Raw genomic sequence first — 23,335 nt, forward strand, 5'->3', positions numbered from 1 at the left:
GAGTCCAGATGCGATATGCCCGCAACCCGGAGTGGGCCCACGAACGTGACGCTACAGTCGAGCGCCTTTGGGAGCTATGGCCACAAGGAGCAGAGTTTTGGCTCGCTCTTGCATGTCAGAAACAAAGAGGGCGCACGCAGGTCATGTCGGTGGCGCCCCGCATGTCACCGATCCGGATACGTTCGTCAGGGCCGGACTCCGTTCGGAGCCGCCAGCAGTTGGACCGCCAACTGCAGGCGAAAGCGGACCTCCGGGTCGCGGAGGTCGAGGCCGGTGAGAGCGGAGGCACGCTCGAGCCTGTAGCGGAGGGTGTTCGGATGCACGTGAAGAGCCGCGGCGGCGCGGTTTCGCAGGAATCCGTATCGGGCATAGCAGAGCAGGCTGTGCTCGAGCACCGCGCCACCGCGAGTGCTGCGGATCCGATCGAGCAGCTGATCGAGGAAGTCTTGCCTGGCCTCCCTGTCGCCGTCCAGAACCCGCGGGATCAGCATGTCGTCGTAGCGCCGGATTTCGCCGGGGACCGCGTACGGGACCACGGACTGCGCCTCGCGATAGCTGCGCGGTACTCCTCCCGCACCGGGATGGGCACGTCCAAGCACCATCGCCAGGCCGGGACCGGACACGTAATCCCAAACCTTGACCGGCTCGGCCGCCTCAGGCAGCAGGCAGATGACCTGGCTCAGCTGAGACGAGGTGACCGCCATGGCTTTCAGTTGGGACAGCCGATGTCGAAGCCGGTCAGCCAGACGGTCACGCCGGATCACACCCTCCCTGGACAGCGGCAGCGGCTCGTCGAGCACGATGAGGGCGACCCGGTGGCTCTCTTCGGGGTCGAATCCGAGGAGCCGTGCGCGCTCGAGGTTCGGGGCCGTGGGCTCGAAGCGGCCGTCCAGAAGCGCGTCGAGAAAGGTCGCTCCGAGCCGTCCCTCCAACGCGGCCAGATGGCGCTGGTTGGCGATGTGCAGCGCTGCCACCAGCGCGGCATGCTCCGCGGCCCGGAGGTCGAGCTCGCTCAGCTGGCGCTCGCCCTCCACCATCCAGACGGCGCCGACGAACTCGCTCTTGAGCCAGATGGGACACGCCACCCTGCTGCTGAAGCCCATCGAGGGCACGGCGGGAACCCGCATCGGGCCGGCACTGTTACGGAGGGCACTGAGGTGGCCGAGCTCGCGGAGCTGCGTCAGCACCTCTGGCGGCGTCTTGCCCTGATCGATGGTCGCGCGGCGGACCGGGTCGAGGTCCTCGCCTGAGTTCCAGAATCCAAGCAGGTTGGAGTCCGAATCCTCGAAGGTGACCGCGTGCTGGATCAGGTTACCCAGCGTGCGGGCCAGGTCTTGAAGGCTCTCCGCCTCGAGGGCGGCACGGGTCAGCTCGCGATGGATGACGTCCCCTTGCTCAATGACCTTGAACTGCTCGGCCACGATGGCCCCGTTCAGCTCCTCGGTGATCTTCGCAAAAGGAATCTCCCATGGGATCTCCAGGAGGGGAAGGCCCGCCCGCTCGGCCTCTCTAATGACGGCGGGAGGAAAATGCTCGAAGTACTTGGGGACCGCCAACCCCACCGCCACCACGCCCCGATCGACAAGGCTCCTGACCAGTGATCGCTGCTGGTCCGCCTCGCGAGGCCAGGCATAGCCGGTGGTCAGCAGCACCTGCCCGGTACCGAGCCACGGCGCGGGGTCGGGAATCTCGACCACATGAATCCAGCGGACGTCGCCGTCGAGCCTGTTCCCGGCGACGACCAAGCTGGCCTGCCCCAGGCATTTCAGCTTCAGGGCCTCGCAGAGTCTCATCCGGTTGTCACTCCCCCGGTCCGCTCACGATCGCCAGCTTCTCGCCTTACAGCGGACCCGGCCGTGGCGATGAGCGATCACCATGTTGTGCATTCCTGCGGTTACCCACCCTATTTGGAGCCCCACTCTAACCCGTCGCGGTTTGGTGCTCACTCCACTCCCCGGCTTGCTCGATGGCCGGCGGTGAGATGGGGGTATCGGGGAGTTTCACTTTGGCGCTGTATGGATCAACTGCGCCGCCAGTAAGAGGCCTGCTTGTGACTCATTGCGCGCCCGGAACCGTGGCAGGTCGAGTGCAACGCCTCGCCAGTGGGCTCGCCAACAAGCACGTCGGCGCAGGTCCTCCGCGCCGAGCATCCGCTGGAGTACGCGGGGGGACATACGCGGCGACCATGGCTCGCTAATCCTGACCGCCCCGAGTTGAAGCTTGCTGAGCTGGATCGGGGCGCCACCCTGGCCCTGTTCAGCTCGAAATGTCCGATTTTTTTGCATGGTCGGTCTCAGGCCAGTTCCATGTCTGCGTTGGCGCGAAGCGTTCCAGCCAGAACCGTGCGATCGCTGTGCTGGTGGTCACCCACGCATCACCTTGATCCCTAACGTGCGCCAAGAAGTGGTCGAGCGCCAACGCGCGGCCCGGCCTGCCTGTTATTCGAGCATGGAGACCGACCGACATCATGCGTGGTTTTCGCCGACTCTCAGCATGGAGCACGTCGAACTCGTCGATGCAGTACTGGGCAAAGTCGCGAGCAGTAAACAGCGTGCCTTGCCAGAACCGCCAATCGTTGGACGTCAATGTATAAGGAACGACCAGGAAGGGTCGCCCCAGTACCGGCTGGAAATACGGGAGGTCATCATTCGATGCGCCGCTGTCGAACAAGAAACCTTCCTCGGCAAGGATGCGCCTGGTGATCAGCGTCTGCGGGCCGCGTGTGAACCAGCCCGCTATTCGCTGGCCAGTGGTCCGTCTAATTGATTCGACGGCCTGCCGGATGTCGGCTCGCTCGCTATCCTCCGCCATGGTGAAATGTGATATCCAGCGATAGCCGTGTCCCACCATGTCGTAGCCTCGCCGCACCATGGCCTCAGTCGCCAGGGGATTTCGTTCTAGGGCTAACGCCGACGCAAACACGGTCGCTCGGGCTTCGTACTTGTCCAGGATATCCATGAGCCGCCAAACCCCAACCCGGCTCCCATATTCGTACTGGGACTCGATCATCACCTGACGCTCGCCGGGCCGGGTTGGGAACCTCCCGAGTTCGCCTAATGGTTCGACCTCCGCATCGCCATCCAGCGGATTGGGCTCCGCACCCTCCTCATAGTTAATGACTATGTTCACAGCCATCCTGGAACCGCCCGGCCACTCGAAATCGGGGGGCCTGTCGCCATATCCGACCCAGTCGCGTGGCATCTCGTCATGCTCAGTGGTCACGTTCTGGCCTTCGTACCCGGGTGCCGCAGCGGCGAAATCCATTTAATCGCCAACCGCGGCGGGAAGACAGTCATCCACTCATCTCGCGGCAACCCCAACGGGTGCAACCGGTGGAGGCACCTCGCCTTCGAACGATTCGTCGAGGATATCGGCCGTAGTTTTAACCAGAGCGAAGTTGTGATCCATGTCGCGAATTGATTCTTCATGCAACTCGGGTTTGAAGGCCGCGCATCCGTCCTCGACGAGATAGGTTAGATATCCCAGGTCTCCAGCCGTCCGCACAGTGCTCTCTACGCAGCCGTTCGTGGCCACTCCGGAGATGACGAGGCTACTGATGGCCATGTTGCGCAGCACTTGGTCCAGATTGGTCGAGCTGAAGGCGCCAGAGGTCGTTTTGTCGATTACGACATCGCCCGGCTCAGGCGCGATCTCAGCCAAGATCTGGGCTTCTTTCGAATCAGGTGGTGCTAGCAGGTTGAACTGCTTATATCTCCATGACGTATCGGACCCGTCCGATCGACGGCTGCCGATCCTGACATAGATGACCGGCTGCGGCAGTTCACGGAATCGCCCCGCGAGTCGACCGATGTTGGGGAGCACCAGCTTGGCCAGGCGATCGAAGTAGTAATTCAACGTTGCAAACGTGCCGGCCTCCTTGGCCTTCAATCCGTACCCGTAGTCCGGATGGGCGTCTATGTACTGCATGTCAATGATCAGGAGAGCCACATGCTGCCAATCGACCTTGAAGTCCGGAAGCCTGCCCCGCAGGTCACGCGCCACTTGAATGTCTGCCGAATACCGCATCAACGTATCCTCCTGCCTTAAGCGACTCGAGCGTCCCATGTCTCTAAGCGAGACACCACATGGTTAATCGCTTGATCGTCCGCGGAGTAATGGGTGACCAAACGCAGAGTCAGGTCATCGCCCATGCCCACAAGAATCCCGGTTTCAGCAAGGCTGTCCCGGAGTCGCATGGCCTTCTGCGCTGACCCAAAGCGAGCCAGCACGATGTTGGTTTGGGGCTCGGCCGTAGTGCAGCCGTCAATCCGCGCCAGTGCGGCCGCAAGCCGTTTGGCCGCAGCGTGATCGCGCCTGATCACGGCGCGGGGGGTCTGGAGCGCCACACGGCCGGCCGCAGCCATGTGGCCCGGCTTACGCCAGAATCCTCCCAGACGGATCCGCACATTGTGGGCTTGCTCGATAAACTCGCTGGAGCCAGCCAGAATCGCTCCCACAGGCGCACCTAACGCCTTGTTCAGCGACAGGGTCACCGAGTCAGCAGGGGACGACAGATGAGCCACTGGCACGTCCAGGTGTACGGCGGCATTCACGAGACGCGCGCCATCAACGTGAAGCGAGGCGCCATACAGCCGCACAATGACGGCATACTCCTCCACGTGCTGCACGTCAGTCACCGTGCCACCCCCGCGCGTGTGTGTGTTTTCAATCCAGAGAAGTTGCGGTAGCCTCCTGGTCTGAGCAAAGCAAGCTCGAATTTCCTGAGGTTGCAGCACGCCGTCAAGGCAATTTATTGCTCGCGGCATGGCGCCAGCCACGGCGGCCGGGCCCCCGCCTTCGGCGACGAGTACATGGCTGTTCGAGGCCACGATGAACTCTTCGCCGGGTCGCAAGTGGACGGCAAGCGCTACCTGATTCGCCATCGTGGCCGTGGGCAAGAAGATGGCCGCCTCATGGCCCAGCAACACCGCTGCCTCCCGCTCCAGCCGCGCCGACTCGGGATCATCCCCGAAGACGTATGAGCCGATCTCAGCGTCTGCCATCCTGGCGAGCATCAGCGCGGTTGGTCGAGTAGCGGTATCGCTGCGAAGATCGATGGTCATCAACGTTCTAGCGCCTCGGAGTAGGGGACATCTGAGCTCAGCACAACGCATCCCGTATCGGTTACCAGCACGGCATCTTCAACCTGCACACCACCCGATTCCGGACGATCGAAGACATGGATCCGCGGTTCAAGACACATGACCATGTTTGGCTTCACGGCCTCGTGTACTCCAGGACCCACTAAAGGCGCGCCATGGAGGCCAAAGCCGATTTGATGACCAGTCGCCCAGCGCGAACCGTATTTCGACCAGGCTGATGCGTTGTAGCTACGTCGCGCTGCGCCGTCTATCTCGGCACAGGTGGCACCGGGACGTACAGCTTCGATGGCAGCTCGAAGGGCCGCCTTGACGGTGCGGTACATGTCTTGCTGCTGCGCAGTCGCTTCTCCGGACGACAGCACCGTCCTAGCGGTATCGGCCGTATAGCCATTGACGACCGCGGTTGCATCCAAGATGACGAGTTCCCGCTCACCGATCACGCGTTCAGTGGCGACCCGCTCAAAGATGGCGGCGTTTGGCCCGGACGCGACCATCGTGATCGCCGGCGTCATCTCGTTGCCGGCCCGGCGCATCGCTGCCTCTATTTCTGCTGCAACGTCGATCTCGCGAGTCTTCGGAACCACTGTGGCAATGCCCGCTCGGATGCCAATGGCCAATACGTCATAGGCCCTCCGGATACAGTCCACCTCCAAAGGGTGCTTGTCCGCGCTGACCTGCTCCCACATCGCCTCTGCGGATCGCAGCTCGAGGTGAGGGGCCAGCTCACGAAGCCTCACGTCCAGCGCAGCGGGCAAGAGATCGTAGCCCACCCGCTTAGCCGCCAACCCGTAGTCAGTCAACATATCGACGATGACCGGAGCCCATTCGTCAACTCGACCACTGACACGGCGTGTGTCTTCAAGGAACGAGGTGAGCGGCAGGCGATAGTCGTCGGAGCCGGAGCTATAGGCAAGGGCATGCCGCCCGCGCCTGTCCATGAGTAAGCAGTACTCAATGTCGAGAAAACGCCGAAAGCCCTTGACATAGAAGTCGGTGGCGTAACGGATGGCCTCCGGTTTGAAAACCAGCACTCCATCCAGTCCAGCCGACTCCAATGCCCGCAGAAGCTTGTCACCCTTGACCCGACGCACGGCGTCACCCGGGTAGAAGATTGGGCGGGGTGCTCCGATCCGTGTGGTCACATCAGCACCTCCTCCGCGCATCAATGGACTACCACCAGTAATAGCGTCGCAGCAGCCACGCTGGCGACTGAAGTCGCAACATCTCGACGCAGGAACGGCAGCAATCGCAGGCGTGTGCGATGGTTAGCGCCATCCCAACCGCGCAGTTCCATGGCTAACGCAATGTTCAAACTCTTTCTGAACACGCCGATAAGCATCGGCGGCAATAGATTCCACGACAGCTGGAAAACAGAGACTGGATTCCAGAAGCTGTACGACTTGCCCCGGATCCGGCTCGCCGAAATCATGTCATTCATCTCTTCTTGAATCAGATTCAAGAATCGCAGGGCGAATCCCACCATATAGGCCGCCTTGTACGGCACCCCTATCGTCTCCAGCGCGGTCTCTATTTGCGGCGGGGTCGTCGTCATCGAGAAGCTCAGAAAAGCTAAGAGCATTGCCAAGAGCCGCAGCGCGAGTGTCGCTCCGAAGAGGAGCCCTGCTTGGCCAATCCTGATGAGCCCCAACTGATAGTGAATGCTCCCGGGAGCGTCACGAATCAGTCCTTGGAAAACGACTACCGCGCCGAAAAATGGCACGAAGAAGGCCACCAGCCTCCAGTACTCCGTTGGGGGCACCTTCGCTCCGAACCAAAGGACCAGCACGAGGAGCACGGCCACGATCAGCATCGTGGTGAGCTGCTGAAATCGCAGGACCACGATTAAGGTGCAGACGACCACGACGAATTTGCTGATCGGGTTGAGACTTTGCAGGAAGCCTGGCCGGAACGCGTACAGAAAGAGATACATCAGCCGGCCTGACCCCCGAGCTGCGTGGCCAATAGCGGCCGTTTGATCTGGTACTCCCTTGTCGCTTCCTCCACCGTCAAACAACAGCGGCCGAACAACTTGAGTGTCAAGCTGGCTATTGGTGGGATCGCCACGGCCGTGTGCCGGAGAGTATCTGGCTGAGCGAAGACTTCATAAGGTGTCCCGTCGGCCAGAAGTTGGCCATCTGCGAAGGCAATTACTCGGGTGGCGTAAGCCGCGACCAGCTCGACGTCATGCGTGATCAGGATTACGGTCGTGCCGTTTTCATTGATGTCCCGCAAGATGGCCATAATGCGGTGAACTCCGGCTGGATCCTGGCCGGTCGTGGGTTCGTCAATCAGCATGACGGGGGGCCTCATGGCAAGGATGGAGGCGATCGCCAGGCGCTGGCGCAGGCCGCGACTGAGCGTGAACGAGTTCGACTCCAAATCGGCAGAAAGACCTAACGACGTGGAGGCTGACGCCACGCGGCTCCTCACCTCCTCTAATTCCAACCGCTGATTTCGTGGTCCGAGCGCTATCTCATCCTTCACGAAGTCCATGACTATTTGCCGATCAGGGTTCTGATAGACATAGCCCACTCGCTTCGAAAGCTCTATGACTGAAAGCCGGCCCGCATCGCGTCCGAGGAGGGTTAGCTTCCCGCTGGTAGGCCGGAGCAGGCCGATCAACATCTTCATGAAGGTCGTCTTACCCGAACCGTTGCGCCCGATGATCGCGATGAATTCTCCGGCGGCCACAGTCAATGAGATGTTGGCGACCGCTCGTACCGGATTCGGCTCGGGATACGTATAGGTGACCCGGTCGGCGACGATGACGGGCTCGGTTCTCTGGCTAGGCCCGTCGCTCACTCAAACTGCCGACGCAATCGCCGCTTTAACCCAAGCGGCCGCCGCCTCAACATCCCAGAGAGATGGAATGGTCTCGATCCCTTCCAGCAAGGCCAGCTCCCTGAGGAAGCGGAAGACGGCCGGCTGCTCGTACCCGCAGCTCGCCAGCAAGTCAGGATCCGCTATGACTCGGCCGGGTTCCGCGTCAGCCTGCACGGCTGCGTCGTTGAGCAGGATGAGTCTGTCTGCAAAGGCAGCTAGCAGTTCAAGCTTGTGCTCCGCCACGATCATCGTTATTCCGCCGCGAAGAGATGCCAGCACCTCATAGAAGGTCTTTGTTGCTGCACTGTCGAGCTCGGCGGTGGGCTCGTCCAGAAGAAGGATTCGCGGCTTGGCGACGATTGCAGAGGCCAGCGCAACCAGCTGTTTTTGCCCGCCCGACAGAGTCGGGGTCATCCTATCGATCAGCTCGTCCAGCCGGAAGGTGCCCGAGACCTCGGCGACGCGTGCCTTGATCTCACCAGCAGGGATGATCAGATTCTGCGCAGTCCACGTGACTTCGTCTTGAACGAACAGGTTGAAGATTTGTGCCTCCGGATCTTGCGCGACGGTTCCCACGAAACTGCTGAGGTCGGAAAGGCGGCGCTCGGCAACCGCCTTCCCTTCCACCTCCACAGAACCACTGCTGACTCCGGTGGTGAAGAAATGAGGGATCGCACCGGAGATCGAGTGGAGAAGGGTCGACTTTCCACTGCCAGCTGGCCCTAGTAATCCAACGAATTCTCCCTTGCCCACTTTGAGTGTGATGTCGCGCAACGCGGGCGCGGCTGAACTCTCGTACCGATACGAGAATGACTTGAACTCGATGGCACAGTCGACAGGCCGGCTTGCCAACTTGCTATGGCCAAAGCCGAGTCGCCAGAGCCCGCTTCATGACAACGAACGACAGGATTGGCAGCCCTAGTGCGAATTCCAGGAACAGAATCAAACCCGTCTTGAAGACCAAGTTGGGCGTCATCCCAACCAACACAGGCCAGATAAACAGCGGATAGGGCAGGGTGATCAGAAGCGAACCGACAGCGTTGGCTAGATAGAGTTGGAGGATGGTGAGGCCCTTACCCTCCCGCTTCACCATGTAGGTGCCGACCGCAGTGCCGATTGCGTAGAGACTGTTCGTGAAGAAGAAGATGGGAGCCAGCGGCGTGGTCGCTGTGAGCGTACTGAAGAGGGGACTTATGACCAGGGTGATCCAACCACCCGGCAGGCCGAAGAGCGCCGGTCCGACCGCCAGGGCCTGCGTGGCCGCTCCAAACAGGAAGAACGTGCCCCCGAAGATCGCCGAGTCGAGCCGCTCCGCAATGTTGAGCATGACCGCGACGACGATGCCCCACAGCACGGACGCGACGATTGTTTTCAAATCGACGCGCCAAAGCTTGAAGTCGTACGTCACGGTGCTGTACCACGGCACGCGCTCCCTGATCTGTGCCGCGCCGCCCATGTCTCGAGAAGTTGTCGCCATCATTCGAACCTCCTGACCCGCTAACTACGGAATGAAAGTTGGAACCGAATGGCCTCTAACCCTGCACCTCCTTGCGTCTCGGTCGGCGTCGAGGCGCCGACGGTTGTCTTGGTCTCGGTTTGGACTGCAACGGGATCGACGGCCCAAGTGATTGGTTCCCGGACATATGGCTTGACTTGAAGTGATCACCCAAAGGGGGGCTTACATTCGTCGCCAGAGCCGAGAGAGCTTGCGCCGTCTCCAGGACGGCGGGGATCGAGCTGTTAAGGAGCTCTTGGGTCACCCGAACCGTCGGGCCGTGAACGGCGAGAGCACCCAGCAGCTGTCCCCGTGAGTTGAAGACGGGAGCTGCGACACCAACGGAACCCTGCACACGTTCGTTCCAGCTGGTCGCGTATCCCTTCTGTCGTATGAGCGCCAGCTCCTCCATATAGACACCGAGGTCGAACCGACGGCTGAATTCCTCCGGATGCCGGCTCGCATCTTCGAATACGGCTTCAGCGAGGCCAGGGATCCCGCCGAAGGCGACCAACACCTTGCCAGCCGCACCCGCGAATAGCGGATAGGAGCCGCCAGCGCGGAGCACGTGCCGGAGCTCATGCGAGCATTCAGCGATCACTATCGGGACCCGCCTAACGCCGACCCGCACCTGTAGAGAAGTGGTCTCGTCGAGGCGATCCCGAAGCGAATTGGCGACGGGCGTCCCCAGTGATACCAGGTCGTGCCGAGACAGAAAACCACTGGCAAGCATCAGCACCCGCGGCCCCAGCTGATAGAGCTGGCTAGCCTGGTCCTTCACCAACAGGCCGTACGATTCGAGCACAGCCATTGCGCGGTGAACACTGCTGCGAGGCCAACCGAGGTGGTTTGAAAGCTCGCGCACGGTCATGGGCTGCTTCGGACCGGCCACAGTAAGCAGGACGTCTAGAGCGAGGCCAACTGGCGACGGACGCCTTCGCCTATCGGGGGTCCCTGAACCGGCTGATGCTAGGGTCACAAGGCTGCCTGCCTTAAATTGGGACGATGTCCCACTGTAAGGCATAATGCCACATCCGCAGCCTGGGGTCAATGACACTGTCACGACCCCCCCGAGCTCTAGAAGTCCGGTCCGGGCTCGGAGGTGAGCGTGTTGCGTCGGGACAAGCTCGATGCCGGCGGCCGAGTCACCGTTCGCCCCTTGGGTCGGCTTCGCCACATCTACGTCAGCTACAAACGCAAGCGGCACCCAGTCACCCTCTGGTTGCCGGGCCCACCTGCGAGTCATCGCCGAGGACGGCTCATCCTGCGGGAACGGACACTCAATGCCCGCCGGAATTACCAGCCGACACCCGCAGCCGGTCGGTCTACGATGTCGCGAGACATAGGGCGGCACGAGCGCACTACGCGTGAGACAGCAGCGGGTCTACGATGTCTTGTGACAGGCTCCACCATGTCGTGAGACATGAGATGGCTCCCCTTGGTGGACGCTCTTCGAACTCGTTTGCTGGCGCCGTCGGACGACATTCGGGAGCAGCTCACCGATTTCGTCCCTCGGAACCCGTCGGCGCTCAGCCCACGTGAACGTGCAGCGAACGAACTGCGGAGCAGTGCAACTGCCATCGAAGTCCCCGATGATCTTCGATGTGCCCGCACCGTCAAGGTCCAGTCGGCTCTCCCGGTGGTTTCGGTGCCGACTCGACGCGGCGCTGGAAGGACGTTTCGCTGAAGAGATCAAGGTAGGGTTCATAGCTGAATACGCGGTTTCGGCGCCGCCCCGTGGTTTCGGGTAGCAGTCCGAGGGCCGACAGCCGATTGATCACCGACATGGCCGTGACCTCGCTGACGTCTAGACGTCCGGCGAGCCTGAGAGCGGAGCTAGATCCCTCCCGTGTCTCCAATGGCCATAAGCAGCCGCATCCGTCCGTCCTCCTACCGTTCGACGATAGCGTGGCTCAAAGGCACCTCACGGGTCAGAAGGTCATTGGCGTGACCCTCTTCTCGAGGACGACCAGATCCCAATACCTGGGGCCGTCGCGCTATCGCGAGTTGGCTCCGGAGCAGGGATTCGAACCCTGAACCTTGCGGTTAACAGCCGCCTGCTCTACCGTTGAGCTACTCCGGAAAAGGGTCCGTTGAATTCTAGGCGCTGAGTTCGCTTCACCGCCCAGAGCCACGGGTGCTGGGGCTTCCACCGTAACCCCACTACAACCTGCACTCGTCTCGACGACCCGGTGTCGGCGAGCGGTCGGTGTCGCGAATCGCCCGGCACCGTAGGCCGTGGAGCACCCGGCAGGCTCTGACCGTGGTGGAGGCCACGCCGAGCACGAACCGCTGCTCGAGGTTGAGTCTCAGCCACATATTAAAAGACGCGCGCGGGAGGCGGATTGGGTAGCGGTTGGGGTGGCCATAAGTTATCGGTCAGTCGACGTCGAGATCAGGATCCTCCGCCAGGTTCTCCGCCATGACCAAGCGCGCGGTGTGCTCGCCGAATTCGACCGCGTGGGAGGTGATCAGAACCTGAATGATGGTGCCGTCGCGCAGGACGTGCCGCCAAGGGCCGGTTCGATCGGAGCGTGGGACGTCGGCGATCAGCTCGAGGAACTTCGGCACATCTTCCCGTGGCCGGATGTCCTTGATCGTGAGACCCAGGAATTCGTCGCGTGAGTATCCATAGCGCTCCAGGGCGGCCTGGTTGACGTCGAGGATTCGAAGCGTCTTGACGTCATAGATCCACATCGGCTGGGGGCTGTTCGCAAAGAGGGATGGGTATCCATGCTTGGAGATTCGTGCGGCCTGCTCTCCCCAGATGCGCTGTGCCAGCTCGTGCTTGATGGCGTGCGTGAGCCTGTCGCGGTCAGCAGGCGACCGACCTGATCGACTCGTCATCGGCGGATGGCTCAGTGTGACCGAGATGGCGCCCTCATGCACGCCTGCGCCGCGCCGGTCGTGGACTCGATGGAGCCGGCCTTCAGGCACGGCCCGCCCGCGGGCGAAACCGCTCTCGCTAGGGCGGAGTCACCGGCCGCCGGCCTGACCCGCGAGCCATCGGCCGGCCCAGCGGATGCCTGCCTTGCCGGTCAGCGCTCGGCCGCTTTGGCCGCCTCGGCCAGGATGCGCTCCTCATCGAGCCTGTGCTTGATGTCTGGGTGCGCGTCGGTGAGACAGCAGGGGCAAGCGGCGTACCAGGCGCGGAATCCGTCATCGATGCCAAGCTCTCCTCGCTGACCGCTGTCAGCGGCGTGAGTGTGCTCTCCCGCTTTCGGTTTCATCTCATTCACCTCTTTCAACTATTCCGGCCTGTTCCGCGGCGCATTGCCGGGATCACGTCCCAACGAACCCTGAATGCGACTCTCGAGGCGCCACATCCGCTCCTCACGCCAGACAGAGTCGAGGATCGCCTCCAGCTGGGTATGGAGGTCAGGAGGCGTCTTGCCTGCGGCCGGCGCGGTTGAGACTGTCTCATTGTCCAGGCTGATGGAGTCGAGGCTGACGGCTCCGGAAAGACACGCCAGATCGCGCATCCAGCAATCCAGCAGAGCCGCCACTCGCCGCCACGGCGAGTGTTTCGTCGATCGCCTCGATTTGGATCCGTGGTCGCGAGGCTTCTGTACCAGACCCGCCATGGGAACCAGTTTGAGAACTTGGAGGACAGGTGTCGACGTACGAAGGAGGGCGGAGAATCTACCTCAATGGTACGTGGCGTTTAACGCAATGGACCGGGACACTGGTACCCGCATGGACGCACAGCGCCTGGTTTCTGCGCGGCCGGTCCGTCGAGTTCGTGTCCTGGTCGCTGACGACGACCCCACGTTCCGCGCTGCCCTCGAGTACCTGCTGAACAACACGCCGGGAGTGGAGCTGGTGGCGGCGGCGAGCGACGCCGAGGTTGCCATCCGCGATGCCTGCCGGCTGCTTCCGGACGTCGCCATCCTGGACGTGAAGATGCCTCAGGGTGGCGGCCCCCGCGCGGCGCGTGAGATCTTGCAGTGCTCGCCGCGAACGCGCCTGATCGCCCACTCCGTCTATCGTGACGTCGACAGTGTGCGCACCATGGCGGACGCGGGTTGCGCAACTTACCTCGTGAAGGGGCTCTCGGCTATGGGAGACCTGGTCAGTGCGATTCTCCGACCGGCTGCCGGCAAAGACTGAGCCAAGCAGGCGGCCCAACACGGTTTCCGACCGGTTGAAGGCCGGGCTCGATGGCGCAGCGCTGTTGCTCCTCGCGCGGCGGGCGCTTCGGCTCGACGCGATCGCGCAGTGCACCGTCGACGAAGGGTGGGTTGACGTTAAATTGGCCGCGAAATCCCGCGCCCCCGTGTCGAGCAGCCGCACACGAACTTGGCCCGCCCTGTCCCGGATGCTCGAGGAGCAGGAGGCGCACAGCCTGGTCGGAGAGGACCACAGCTCGACAGCCGCCGCGTTGCAGCCGCTTCCAGCCGGCTCGAGCTTGGCCGCAGCTCGTGTGGACGACCGCACGGTGATCATCGCTGGACGCCGCGGCCGGTTCACGGCCCAAGACCTCCGTGACCTGCAGCTCACGGCGACCGCAAGCGGACTCGTCCGTCGAAATCAAGACTTGCTTGCCGACCTTCGACGCGGTGCGCGTGTTTCGTCTGACACCGTTCGGGCGCTCAAACTGCGAAATCGCCAGCAGCATGCCATCGCCGAATTGGGACTCATGGCCTCGTCGGGCGGCAGTGAGGAGCAGCTCATCGAGATGGCGGTCGATCAGGTCGCTGACGTGTTGCGAGTCGAGTTCGTGAAGGTGATCGAAGCCATGCCCGGAGGCAGGACCGCCCGAGTGCGCGCCGGCATCGGCTGGCCGGAGGGCGTCGTCGGCTCCGACATCTCGATGGCCGACATTCCGCAGGCCGCGCTGGCCATGGAAACGAACCGCTCCGCAGTGGTGAGAAACATACAGACCGATCGCCGGTTCAAACCCTCACGGTTCCTGATCGAGCATGGAATCGTCAGCGGCATCAGCTCGGTCATCCGCGGGAAGACGGCCCCGTTTGGCGAGCTTGGGGTTCACTCCCCCCGCCTTCGACGCTTCAGCCGAGACGACGTGAATTTCGTGCGGGCGATGGCCAACACCTTGGCGGAGGCCATCACGGCGCGCCGCGCCGAGACAGAGCTGCGGAGCAGCCTGCAGGCTCTGCACCGGACTGCCGAAGAGCGCCATCGCCTGATGCGTCGCCTGGTCGACGCGGTCGAAGAGGAGCGCAAGCGCATCGCCGGCGACGTTCACGACGACTACCTTCAGGTGCTCGCCGCCGTGACCCTCCGCCTGGGGGTGCTCGCCCGCCAGATCCGGGACCCGGCCCGCAAAGAGATGATCGGGGGTCTCGCTCAGACGGTCGAGACGGCTTCGAACCGGCTGCGAGGGCTGATCTTCGAGCTCCGAGCGGACGCGCTGCAGGATGGCCTGGCCGCCGCGCTGCGCTCTTATCTCGCCGAGATCTGGGAGGGCGGGCCGGTCACGTGGTCCGTGAACGATGAGAAGTTGACCGACGATCCGCCGCCCGACCTCCGATTGGTCGCCTATCGCATCTGCCAGGAGGCGATCTCCAACGTTCGCAAGCACTCTGGCGCCAGCCGCATGGCGATCACCCTTGCCAACGTCGATGGCGGCCTCCTGGCCGGGATCGCAGACAACGGCGCAGGCTTCGATGCGAAGGCGCACCTGCGGCCCCAGCCCGGCCACCTCGGTTTGGTGGCGATGCGCGAACGAGCTGAGCTCGCAAGCGGCTGGCTCCGCGTGAAAAGTCGAATCGGCAAGGGATCGAACGTGGAATTCTGGATTCCGTTCGAAGCGGTTCCCGAACCCCCGATGCCGCGACCGGAAGCGCGGCGGGCACGGCAACGCAAGCGCAACCGCGCCGAGTCAGCGATCGATTAGACCGAGCTCGGTCGCCTTCACCACCGCCTCCAGCTTGGAATGCGCGTCGAGCTTGCCGATCAGGTTGCGCATGTGCCCGCGCAACGTCGCGTAACCGATGCCCATTCGCTCGGCCAGGGTTCGGTTGTCCAGTCCTTCGGCGGTCAATCGCAACAGTTCCCGCTCCCGCGGGGTGAGCTTGACCATCAGGTGCCCGAACTCGCCCTGGTCCGCGACCAGCTGGGCGAGGGTGGCGCTCGGAATCAGCATCTCGCCGCCTGCCGCTCGCCGAAGGGCGGACACCGTCTCGGCCGCCGATTGCGTCTTGAGCAGGTAGCCGCGGGCGCCCGCCCGAACCGCGGCGAACAGCATGGCGGGGCTGGAGACCACACTCAGGAAGACGACCACCACCCTCTGATGCTGCTTGCGCACCAGGCGTGCGACGTCGGCGCCGGTTCCATCGGGCAACCGGAAGTCGACCAGGAGCAGGTCGGGCTGGATTTTGGGCGCCAGTGCGGCCGCATCCGCCACCGATCCGACTCGTGCGATCACGTGCATGTCGCCTTCCGCGTCGATGAGCATCGTCAGGGCCTCGGCCACCAGCTGATGGTCTTCGACCAGAAAGATGTCGATGACCTTGCCGCCGGCGCCAGGACGGGCCTTGGCGGCATCGCCGCGGGGAGCTGTCGGGCTGATCGGGCCAACCAATGGCGGAACAGGACGGGCCACCGCCGCCAAGTCTAATGCGACCTGGTCGCGGCTATTCGAGCGGTGCCTGGAAGGTTCGAGCACCGGGCGGAAAGCTGGGCAGAGTTCTATCCGGGACGCATCGCATCCCGCAACCTCTCGAATTCCCGCACGGCCGCCGCCATCGGATAGTGGGCATTCAGGCCACTGGGGCCGGGCAACACCCAGACCAAGGTGCCGGCGACCAGATCCTGTTGAAGCCCGACGCGAGCTCCGGGCCGGTTGAAGGCCAGCCTGAACGCGCCCACGCCGAGGACGGCTAGCCGTGCCGGACGGTATCGGCGCACCTTGCGCCTCAGTTGCACGGCACCTTCGATCAGCTCCGTCCGGCTGAGGTCCTTGGCCGCCGCGGTGGCGCGGTCGACTAGGTTTGTCAACCCCAAACCATGGCTGAGCAGCTCGCCCTCTTCGAATGCCGTCAGCAGGCGAGGGGTGAATCCGGAGCGATGAATCGCCTTCCAGAACCTGCTGCTGGGATGCGCGAAGTGGTGGCCCACCGCTCCCGACCACAGCCCGGGGTTGATGCCGACGAACAGCAGGTCCAAGCCCGGCCCGATCACGTCCTCGACGCGACTGTTCCAAGCTCGCTCCAGCTGCTCTGAGGTGGGCCGCCAGGTACCTGGTGGAGGATGGTCAGGCGACACGGTCGCAGATCCGGTCCGAGCGGCCGCTTACGAGCCCCCCAGTCCGCACATCCTGAAAAAGCCGGCGCGCAGCTCGGGATCGGTATCGTATGCGCCCCGCCAGAAGCTCGTCCGGGTGCTGGACTCCCGCTCGCGAACGCCGCGCATCTGGGTGCACAGATGGACGGCCTCCAGGTAAACAGCGACCCCGTGGGCCTGAAGGATCTCGTCCAGCGCCTCGACGATCTGGTGGCCGATCCGTTCCTGGACCGTGAAGCGCCGGCCGAACAGCCGGACCAGCCGGGTCAGCTTGGAGATACCGATGATCCGCTCGTGGGCGATGTAGCCCACATAGGCATGTCCGAAGAAAGGCAGTGAATGGTGCTCGCACAAGGAGAAAAACGGAATCGGCCCCTCCACCACCTGGCTGATGCGGCAGTCGGGCTCGCCACGGCACTCGGTCGGGAAGGCGGTGACAAGCTTGGGGTCGCCTTCAAATCCCTCGGTGGCGTCGAACAGCGCCCGCAGGAAGCGCGTCGGCGTCCGCTCGGTTCCCGGCGTCTTGAGGTCGAGGCCCAGGGCGTGCAGAACCTCCGCCATGTAGCCCTCGAAGCGCTGCCACTGCTCTGGGGAAATCTCGCGGTGACGCAACCGCTCCCAGGCGGGCGCCTCATCCTCTTCGGCGGTGTCGTGCAGGCGCTCCAGCTGCCGGCCGGCGCCATCGGTTGGGCTCGTCATTCGTCCTCCGTTTCACCATACGCCCACTCCCAATCCGGTCCCGCCCTCATCGCCAGCAGCTGTTGCTGGACGTTGAACAGCTCATCCATCAAGCGCTGGGGAGTGCACTTGGGGTCGATGCGGATCCCACATTCGCCGGGCATCGCCTGGCGGAGCGACCTGATGCGCGACGCCAGCGCGCCAGGAGCCGGCGCCTTGCCCTCCAGGTTCAGGTATTCGAGGGAACAGAGCATCGAATCGACCAGGGTGATCGCGCGGCTGAGTCGCTGGCGTGGCGCCTTCTGAAGCGTACGGAGCTTCGAGGTCTCCGCGATTTGCGCCACCGCCTGGGCGATCGGGCCGTTGATCGTGGATTTCTCCGATCGGCAGTCCACCTGACCTGCACCTCTACTTCACTGAATTCCGGCTCGACGACTCCGAGAAGGATGCAGTCCTTCGGACAGCCTGTCGCCGTACGGGAGGTTGGCCCCGACCTGCCTCGAATGAGGTAGTTCTCTGTGCTTCTCGCTGGGCCGAATCCGCTTGGCGCGAAAGAGCGGCAGGGGCGGGCTGGAAGATGCTCCAGCCCGCGACGAGCCCGCCTTCGCCCATGCCAACGGTGTCGATCCAGCGGCGAGAGCATGCCTCGTTTGGGGGATGTGCTTCTGTTACGCGGGTACGGCGACACGGCGATCTCGTTGGGCCATGCTCGCCTTATGGAGCTTGAGAACATGGCAATCACGACCGAGGCCGCCGGCGATGGAGCGCGGGCGCTCCTGCATGCGCAATTCGCGGCCAGCCTGGCCGATTCGCTCGCCGATCTGCTCAGCACGGTCTGGCAGTGCGAGCGTAACGCCGACAGGCTGCGCCTGACCTATGCCACGATCGCCCCGGCATCCTACGCCCTGGAGTGCGAATGCGCCTCGTGCGTCGATCGCCGCGAGCGCCAAGCCTCGTAATGCCCCTGGTCCCCGAGTCCCGGTTTCGGAAGGGGCGTTGTCGAGTCCGGTAGCGGTAGCAATTGGGAGGTAACGTCATGGCGACGGAAACAAGCGTCAAGAGCGGTCCAATCGCCCAGCTCAGGAACCTGGGCCAGAGCCTGTGGCTGGACAACATCCAGCGCCAGCTGATCACATCGGGCGAGCTCGCCAAGCTCCGAGACGAGGGCGTGACCGGAGTCACCTCCAACCCCACCATCTTCGAGAAGGCCGTCACCGGCTCCAGCGACTACGACGAGGCGTTGGCACGCCTGGTCAGAGCCGGGCGGCAGCCACAGCAAATCCTGTGGGACCTGATGGTCGAGGACATCCAAGGCGCCGCCGACGTGTTCCGGCCGGTGTTCGACCGGACCGGCGGAGCGGACGGGTACGTGAGCATCGAGGTCCCCCCAGACGTTGCGTCAAGCACCCAGCGGACGATCGCGATGGCCGAGGAGCTGCGTGAGCGGTGCGGCCGGCCCAATGTGATGGTGAAGATCCCAGCCACGAGGGAAGGGATTCCGGCGATTGCGGACCAGATCGGCAAGGGCCACAACATCAACGTCACGCTCATCTTCGCCGTCGATCGCTACTCGGAGGTCGCCGAGGCCTTCCTGTCAGGGCTGGAGACGTTCAAGCATCGAGGAGGCGATCTCAGCACAGTGTCGAGCGTGGCGAGCTTCTTCGTGAGCCGGGTCGACACCAAGGTGGACGCCCTGCTGCAGGCGAGAATCCAGGCCGCCACCGACGTCGACCAGAGAAACGCGCTGGAGCGTCTGCGAGGCAGGGCAGGGATCGCCAACTCGAAGCGTGCATATCAGCGCTTCAAGGGATTTCATTCGGGAATGCGCTGGGATGCCCTCGCCAGAGCAGGCGCCCGCGTCCAGCGCTGTCTTTGGGCGAGCACCTCGACCAAGAACCCGATGTATCGCGACACGATGTACGTCGAGGAGCTGATCGGACCGGACACCATCAACACGTTGCCGAACAAGACCCTGGCAGCCTTCGCCGATCACGGCGTCGTCAGGCGAAGCCTGGATGAGGACGTGAAGGGATCGCGCCAATTGCTCAATCAGCTGGCCCGCCGGCGTATCGATCTCGACGCGGTGACCAGGGAGCTCGAGATCGAGGGTGTCAATCAGTTCGAGAAGTCGTATGAAAGCCTAACCGCCGTCCTCGATCAGTCCGCGCAATCGATCCGGCGAGCGAGGAACGGCAGCAGCTGAGCGGCCCTCTCGTCCGGTAGCACGGGGAGACACAGCTCTGCGCTTCGCCACCCACCGCCAGTCAGCGCCTGGGCGGTCCCTGCGCCGGGGTCCTCCGGCGGGGCCGGAACCGGCCTTGGGTCGTGGCGGCGCCGGCCGCTCCGGCCGCGAGCGCGACGGCGATCAACGCGATCAACCATCGCGGGGTGACCGGGGGAGCCGATCCGAGGTTGTATTCGTAGACGCCGTCGCTGGTCGCCGCGACGAGTCGATCCCCGATACGCGCGACGTCCCAGGTCCCCTGCGGTAGTCCCGAGCCGAGGCTCGACCAGGAGCGAGCGCCGTCCGAGCTGAAGGCGACGCCACCCGGCACGACGGCAAACAGGCCCCCGGATGGTGGCGCCACCACCTCCGCCACGTGCGCGGCGTGGCCAGCGCCGTGGCTGTGGCCCGGCAGGCCGGACCCGGCGCGCCGCCAGGAGGCGCCGTCGTAGACGCTGACGCCGAGGCTGAAGGAGGTCGCGACCAGATAGTTCGCGTTCGCGGTCAGCGACACCACGCCGAGCTCATCCAGCACCCGCGTCCAGGTCCCGCCGGCGGCGTCCCAGCGGTAGACGCCACTGAGATCGCTCGCGTAGGGCACGTCCCGATAGAAGGCGATGGCATACGCGCCGTTCGGCTCCCGCAGCCCGGACGACTCATTCGTCCAGCCGTGGCCGAGCACCCACGCAAACCAGATGCCCGAACCCGTGGCCACCCAACGCTCGTACGGATTGCGCGGATCGACGGCGACGGCCCGGACCTCGCCACCTGGAAAATGGTCTTGGGTGAGCGGCGCGGTCGCATCGGTGGTGGTGAACAGGCCGGTGCTGGACCCCGCATAGATCGCGACCGGGCCGGAAGGCAGGGTCAGCGCCGAGATCGCGCCCGCCGGGACCAAATGCTCCGAATGTCCGCCTGGGGCTGCGGTCTGGGCGCCGGGCGCACCGTGGCTGTCGGCGCCTGACGGCCCAAGAAGATCAAGGGGATGCCATCGCCGCCCGGCGGAGTCGCCGACGTAGACGCCATCCCCGGCCGCCACCAGGTGCGCCCCATCGGGAGTGGACCCGATGCGGTCCAGCAGGACACCCTGCAGCCCGGCAGGCTGCCAGGCCCCGCCGGCGAGAGCCTGGGTCGCCGGCGCCACGGCGCGGGGAAACGGCAGCCAGAACACCGCCGGCAGCGCCGCCAGGGCGATGCCGGCCCACAGGACCGAGCGGCTCCGGCCGGGACGTGTCCGCGAGAGGCGAGCGACGGCGCGGCGCCGATGGTGGAGAACGTGAAGCGTCGTCGGGACGAGCGACCAGACCGACGTCATCAGGTGCGCCTGGACGAGCGCTTCCCGCCAGCTCGCCCCCAGGGGCAGGATCGCGGCGAACCCGGTGAGGAAGACGGACGGGTAGAGGATGACGAGGCTCAGGCTCACCCACCGCTGCCACAGCGTGAGGCTCGGCGCCGCGGCCACCTTGCGCTTGAATCCGACGCTCCAGACCTTCAGGGCGAAGAAGGCCGCCGCGGCGACGCCGACGTAGATGTGGACGCCGTCTATGAGTGCCAGGCGGACCGGCGAGGGAAGGCCGGCCCGCGAGGTGACGTACAGAAGGCCGGTGCCCCAGGTGATCCCGACAAGGACCACCAGCCCGATGCCCAGCGCGGCCAGCGACAGCGACGCCGGCCGCGAGCGGGGCGCAGGCAGGGCGGAGACGGCCGCCAATTTGCCTAAGCGCGCACCTGGCTCATGCGCCGAAGGCCCGCAAGGGCGAGCCCCGCGCCCAGGCCGCCGCCGAAGATGAGCCCGTGCTGGATCCAGTGGACCACTGCGATCGTGTCCGCTGGGCCGTCAAGCATGAATTGGGCGATCAGCACGGTCAGCATGGCGACCGCAAATCCGATGACGGGCCAGCTGTTGCGACCCGGCATCAGCTCACCACCAGGGTGCCGACCATGCCCAGCGCCTCATGTCCAGCGTAGGCACAGAAGAACGTGTAGCTGCCGGCCGCCAGCGTGGCCGTGAACGTGTCGGATTGGCCGGGGTCCAGGTCCTTTGAGTGGGCGATGATCTTGCTGCTCGAGTCGAGCGCGCCCTGCGGCGTCCTGATGTCGAAGTTGTGCGGGGTCTTGCCGTCGTTGGTGACGTGGAAGGTGACCTGGCCCGCAGGCAGGCTGAGCTTGGCCGGGGCGATGGAGAAGTCGAGGAGACTGACGTGGACGGCGCCTGCCGGTGCGGATGGATTGGCGGCTGCGGCGGATGGACTGGTGGCTGCGGCGGATGGACTGGCGTCCCCGGTCGGGGTCGCCGCACCGCAGGCGCCGACCAGCAACGCGACCACCAGCAACTGCAATAGACGACGAAGCGCGATCAACATTTTCATTCAACCTCTGGGTGAAGGTGTTGGCGGCCCGGGCTCGAAGCCCGAGCCGCCGATTGGGGGGAAGGAGTCTTACGAGGTGAACTTGGCCGGGAACTTCTTCACGAATGCGTCAGCCAGCGGGTCCGAGATGCTCTGCATGTCGTGGGCCGCGGTGCGGTCGTCGGTCGAGGCCTTGGCGAAGTCCTTGGCCCCCTGGTCGTCGACGATGGCCGCGGTGGTGGCGACATGGGTGGTCAAGAGACCGCTGAGCGCGTCCTGCGGAATGCCGGTGGCGCCCGCGAGGAAGGCGGCGAACGGTGTGATGAACTTGGCCTTCAGGTTGTCAGCGGCCGCGCCCTTCTTGGCGGAGTCCTTGGTCGCGACGCCGATGGTGTAGTCGACGAAGAAGCCGTTGTGGGCGCTCCACATGGCGTTGAACTGGTTCTGGGCGTCCGTCCCGTACAGCGAGCCGACCGCGGCGCCGATGTCGGTGCCGTTCGTGTTCAGAGCCGTCGAGGCAGCCACGAACTCGGGGTCGGTGGCGCCGTAGCGGAGCGCAGCGCTGGTGGCCATGCTCGCCAGGTACATGTGCTCCTGGAAGAGCTCATTCAGGCTGACACGCAGCTGGACGGCGCTGTTGGTGGCGTTGCCCGGAAACTTGGCGGGCAGCTTGGTTGAGATCGCACCGGCGAGCGCATCGCCGATCTTGTACACCTGCGCGTAGGCGGCGCGAAGGTCGGCGTAGGCCTTGGTGTAGTTCTTCGCCCCCTGGTCGTCAACCACCGCCGCGGTATCGACGACGTGCGTGGTGAGGACGTCCGTCAGCGCGCTCTCGGGCAAGCCCGTCGGCCCGGCGAGGAAGGCGGCGAACGGTGCGATGAACTTGGTCTTGAGGTTGGCGACCGCCTGGCTCTTCTTGGCCGCGTCGTTGGAGGCGACACCGACCGTGTAATCGACAAAGAAGCCGTTGTGGGCGCTCCACAGGGCGTTGAACTGGTTCTGGGCGTCGGTCCCGTAGGCGGCTCCGATGAGAGCGCCGATGTCGGTTCCGTTCGTCCCGAGCAAATCCCCATAGGCCTTGAACTCGGGGTCACCGACCCCACCGCGGAGCGCCGCATCGGTCGCCTTGGCGGCAAGGAACATGTGCTCGCCCAGCAGGTTGTCGAGCCCAACCCGGAGATCGGCCGCCTTAGAGTCGGCCGAAACCGACGCGGGGCTCGAAGAGCTCGGCGTACTGGAGGCGCCGCCACTTCCGCAGGCCAGGGTCATGAAAACGGCCGCAACCCCTACGGCCAGGACCTTGAAGATTCTCAAGTCGCTTCTCCTTACAAACAGATGGGTGATGATGACTGCGATCCACTTTGGGCCGCCAACGGCACCGCTGTCGACGTACTGGCGGGTGTGGTTTGGCACCCTC

The 23,335-nt window shown here is 64.2% G+C and carries 24 protein-coding genes and 1 tRNA gene; 4 read left to right on the forward strand and 21 right to left on the reverse strand.

The window, feature by feature from the left end:
* Positions 1-185: 185 nt before the first annotated feature.
* The 13 genes from EPN29_11005 to EPN29_11065 all read right to left on the reverse strand — a co-directional run bounded on the left by EPN29_11005 (position 186) and on the right by EPN29_11065 (position 12,650).
* On the reverse strand, positions 186-1,793 hold the full coding sequence (locus EPN29_11005; GenBank protein TAN31738.1) for a PucR family transcriptional regulator: 1,608 nt from the start codon (positions 1,791-1,793) through the stop codon (positions 186-188).
* A 463-nt stretch (positions 1,794-2,256) separates the two neighbouring features.
* Positions 2,257-3,201, reverse strand: coding sequence for a hypothetical protein (locus EPN29_11010; GenBank protein ID TAN31996.1), 945 nt, complete (start codon positions 3,199-3,201; stop codon positions 2,257-2,259).
* A gap of 99 nt (positions 3,202-3,300) precedes the next feature.
* Positions 3,301-4,065 (reverse strand): cysteine hydrolase, encoded by a 765-nt coding sequence (locus EPN29_11015; GenBank protein ID TAN31739.1) that lies wholly within the window; start codon positions 4,063-4,065, stop codon positions 3,301-3,303.
* Positions 4,044-5,114 (reverse strand): aminotransferase class I/II-fold pyridoxal phosphate-dependent enzyme, encoded by a 1,071-nt coding sequence (locus tag EPN29_11020; protein TAN31740.1) that lies wholly within the window; start codon positions 5,112-5,114, stop codon positions 4,044-4,046. The genes EPN29_11015 and EPN29_11020 overlap by 22 nt, the downstream gene beginning before the upstream one ends.
* Entirely contained in the window at positions 5,063-6,265 is a 1,203-nt protein-coding gene (locus EPN29_11025) for an aminopeptidase P family protein (GenBank protein ID TAN31741.1), read from the reverse strand. The genes EPN29_11020 and EPN29_11025 overlap by 52 nt, the downstream gene beginning before the upstream one ends.
* Positions 6,265-7,032: a hypothetical protein gene (locus EPN29_11030; protein ID TAN31742.1), complete on the reverse strand. Its 768-nt coding sequence runs from the start codon at positions 7,030-7,032 to the stop codon at positions 6,265-6,267. Before EPN29_11030 ends, EPN29_11025 begins: the two co-directional genes overlap by 1 nt.
* Complete coding sequence (locus EPN29_11035) at positions 7,032-7,904, reverse strand: ATP-binding cassette domain-containing protein (protein ID TAN31743.1); 873 nt, start codon at positions 7,902-7,904, stop codon at positions 7,032-7,034. Before EPN29_11035 ends, EPN29_11030 begins: the two co-directional genes overlap by 1 nt.
* Positions 7,905-8,777: an ABC transporter ATP-binding protein gene (locus EPN29_11040; protein TAN31744.1), complete on the reverse strand. Its 873-nt coding sequence runs from the start codon at positions 8,775-8,777 to the stop codon at positions 7,905-7,907. It abuts the gene before it with no gap.
* Between the two features lie 4 nt (positions 8,778-8,781).
* A complete protein-coding gene (locus EPN29_11045; protein TAN31745.1) occupies positions 8,782-9,405 on the reverse strand; it encodes a hypothetical protein in 624 nt (207 codons plus the stop codon).
* Positions 9,406-9,457: 52 nt separating this feature from the next.
* Complete coding sequence (locus tag EPN29_11050; protein TAN31746.1) at positions 9,458-10,666, reverse strand: IclR family transcriptional regulator; 1,209 nt, start codon at positions 10,664-10,666, stop codon at positions 9,458-9,460.
* Between the two features lie 762 nt (positions 10,667-11,428).
* A tRNA-Asn gene (locus tag EPN29_11055) sits at positions 11,429-11,503 on the reverse strand.
* Positions 11,504-11,799: 296 nt separating this feature from the next.
* On the reverse strand, positions 11,800-12,357 hold the full coding sequence (locus EPN29_11060) for a PAS domain S-box protein (protein TAN31747.1): 558 nt from the start codon (positions 12,355-12,357) through the stop codon (positions 11,800-11,802).
* A 101-nt stretch (positions 12,358-12,458) separates the two neighbouring features.
* Entirely contained in the window at positions 12,459-12,650 is a 192-nt protein-coding gene (locus EPN29_11065) for a hypothetical protein (GenBank protein TAN31748.1), read from the reverse strand.
* A gap of 73 nt (positions 12,651-12,723) precedes the next feature.
* Here EPN29_11065 and EPN29_11070 point away from each other — a divergent pair, with 73 nt between their 5' ends.
* Positions 12,724-13,530, forward strand: a complete 807-nt coding sequence (locus EPN29_11070; protein ID TAN31749.1) for a response regulator transcription factor — start codon at positions 12,724-12,726, stop codon at positions 13,528-13,530.
* Positions 13,496-15,280: a GAF domain-containing protein gene (locus tag EPN29_11075; protein TAN31750.1), complete on the forward strand. Its 1,785-nt coding sequence runs from the start codon at positions 13,496-13,498 to the stop codon at positions 15,278-15,280. Before EPN29_11070 ends, EPN29_11075 begins: the two co-directional genes overlap by 35 nt.
* Here the strand turns inward: EPN29_11075 and EPN29_11080 are convergent.
* From EPN29_11080 to EPN29_11095, 4 genes are all read right to left on the reverse strand, one after another.
* Positions 15,266-15,967: a response regulator transcription factor gene (locus EPN29_11080; protein ID TAN31751.1), complete on the reverse strand. Its 702-nt coding sequence runs from the start codon at positions 15,965-15,967 to the stop codon at positions 15,266-15,268. The genes EPN29_11075 and EPN29_11080 overlap by 15 nt on opposite strands.
* Positions 15,968-16,074: 107 nt before the next feature.
* Positions 16,075-16,650, reverse strand: a complete 576-nt coding sequence (locus EPN29_11085; protein TAN31752.1) for a G/U mismatch-specific DNA glycosylase — start codon at positions 16,648-16,650, stop codon at positions 16,075-16,077.
* A 27-nt stretch (positions 16,651-16,677) separates the two neighbouring features.
* A complete protein-coding gene (locus EPN29_11090; protein TAN31753.1) occupies positions 16,678-17,367 on the reverse strand; it encodes a GTP cyclohydrolase I in 690 nt (229 codons plus the stop codon).
* Complete coding sequence (locus EPN29_11095) at positions 17,364-17,741, reverse strand: hypothetical protein (protein TAN31754.1); 378 nt, start codon at positions 17,739-17,741, stop codon at positions 17,364-17,366. Before EPN29_11095 ends, EPN29_11090 begins: the two co-directional genes overlap by 4 nt.
* Before the next feature lie 336 nt (positions 17,742-18,077).
* Here EPN29_11095 and EPN29_11100 point away from each other — a divergent pair, with 336 nt between their 5' ends.
* The gene (locus EPN29_11100; GenBank protein TAN31755.1) at positions 18,078-18,305 is read left to right on the forward strand and encodes a hypothetical protein; all 228 of its coding nucleotides are present in this window, start codon (positions 18,078-18,080) and stop codon (positions 18,303-18,305) included.
* 77 nt (positions 18,306-18,382) lie between these two features.
* Positions 18,383-19,549 carry a transaldolase gene (gene tal / locus EPN29_11105; GenBank protein TAN31756.1) on the forward strand — a complete coding sequence of 389 codons (1,167 nt, stop codon included), beginning with the start codon at positions 18,383-18,385 and terminating at the stop codon, positions 19,547-19,549.
* 61 nt (positions 19,550-19,610) lie between these two features.
* On the opposite strand, the gene EPN29_11110 is transcribed toward tal, so the two are convergent.
* From EPN29_11110 to EPN29_11125, 4 genes are all read right to left on the reverse strand, one after another.
* Complete coding sequence (locus tag EPN29_11110; GenBank protein ID TAN31757.1) at positions 19,611-21,281, reverse strand: hypothetical protein; 1,671 nt, start codon at positions 21,279-21,281, stop codon at positions 19,611-19,613.
* 5 nt (positions 21,282-21,286) lie between these two features.
* Positions 21,287-21,487, reverse strand: a complete 201-nt coding sequence (locus tag EPN29_11115) for a hypothetical protein (protein TAN31758.1) — start codon at positions 21,485-21,487, stop codon at positions 21,287-21,289.
* Positions 21,487-21,939 carry a hypothetical protein gene (locus EPN29_11120; GenBank protein ID TAN31759.1) on the reverse strand — a complete coding sequence of 151 codons (453 nt, stop codon included), beginning with the start codon at positions 21,937-21,939 and terminating at the stop codon, positions 21,487-21,489. Before EPN29_11120 ends, EPN29_11115 begins: the two co-directional genes overlap by 1 nt.
* A gap of 69 nt (positions 21,940-22,008) precedes the next feature.
* Positions 22,009-23,232, reverse strand: a complete 1,224-nt coding sequence (locus EPN29_11125) for a hypothetical protein (GenBank protein TAN31760.1) — start codon at positions 23,230-23,232, stop codon at positions 22,009-22,011.
* Between the last annotated feature and the right edge of the window lie 103 nt (positions 23,233-23,335).

Source organism: bacterium (assembly GCA_004299235.1).
Taxonomy (GTDB): Bacteria; Chloroflexota; Dormibacteria; order Dormibacterales; family Dormibacteraceae; genus SCQL01.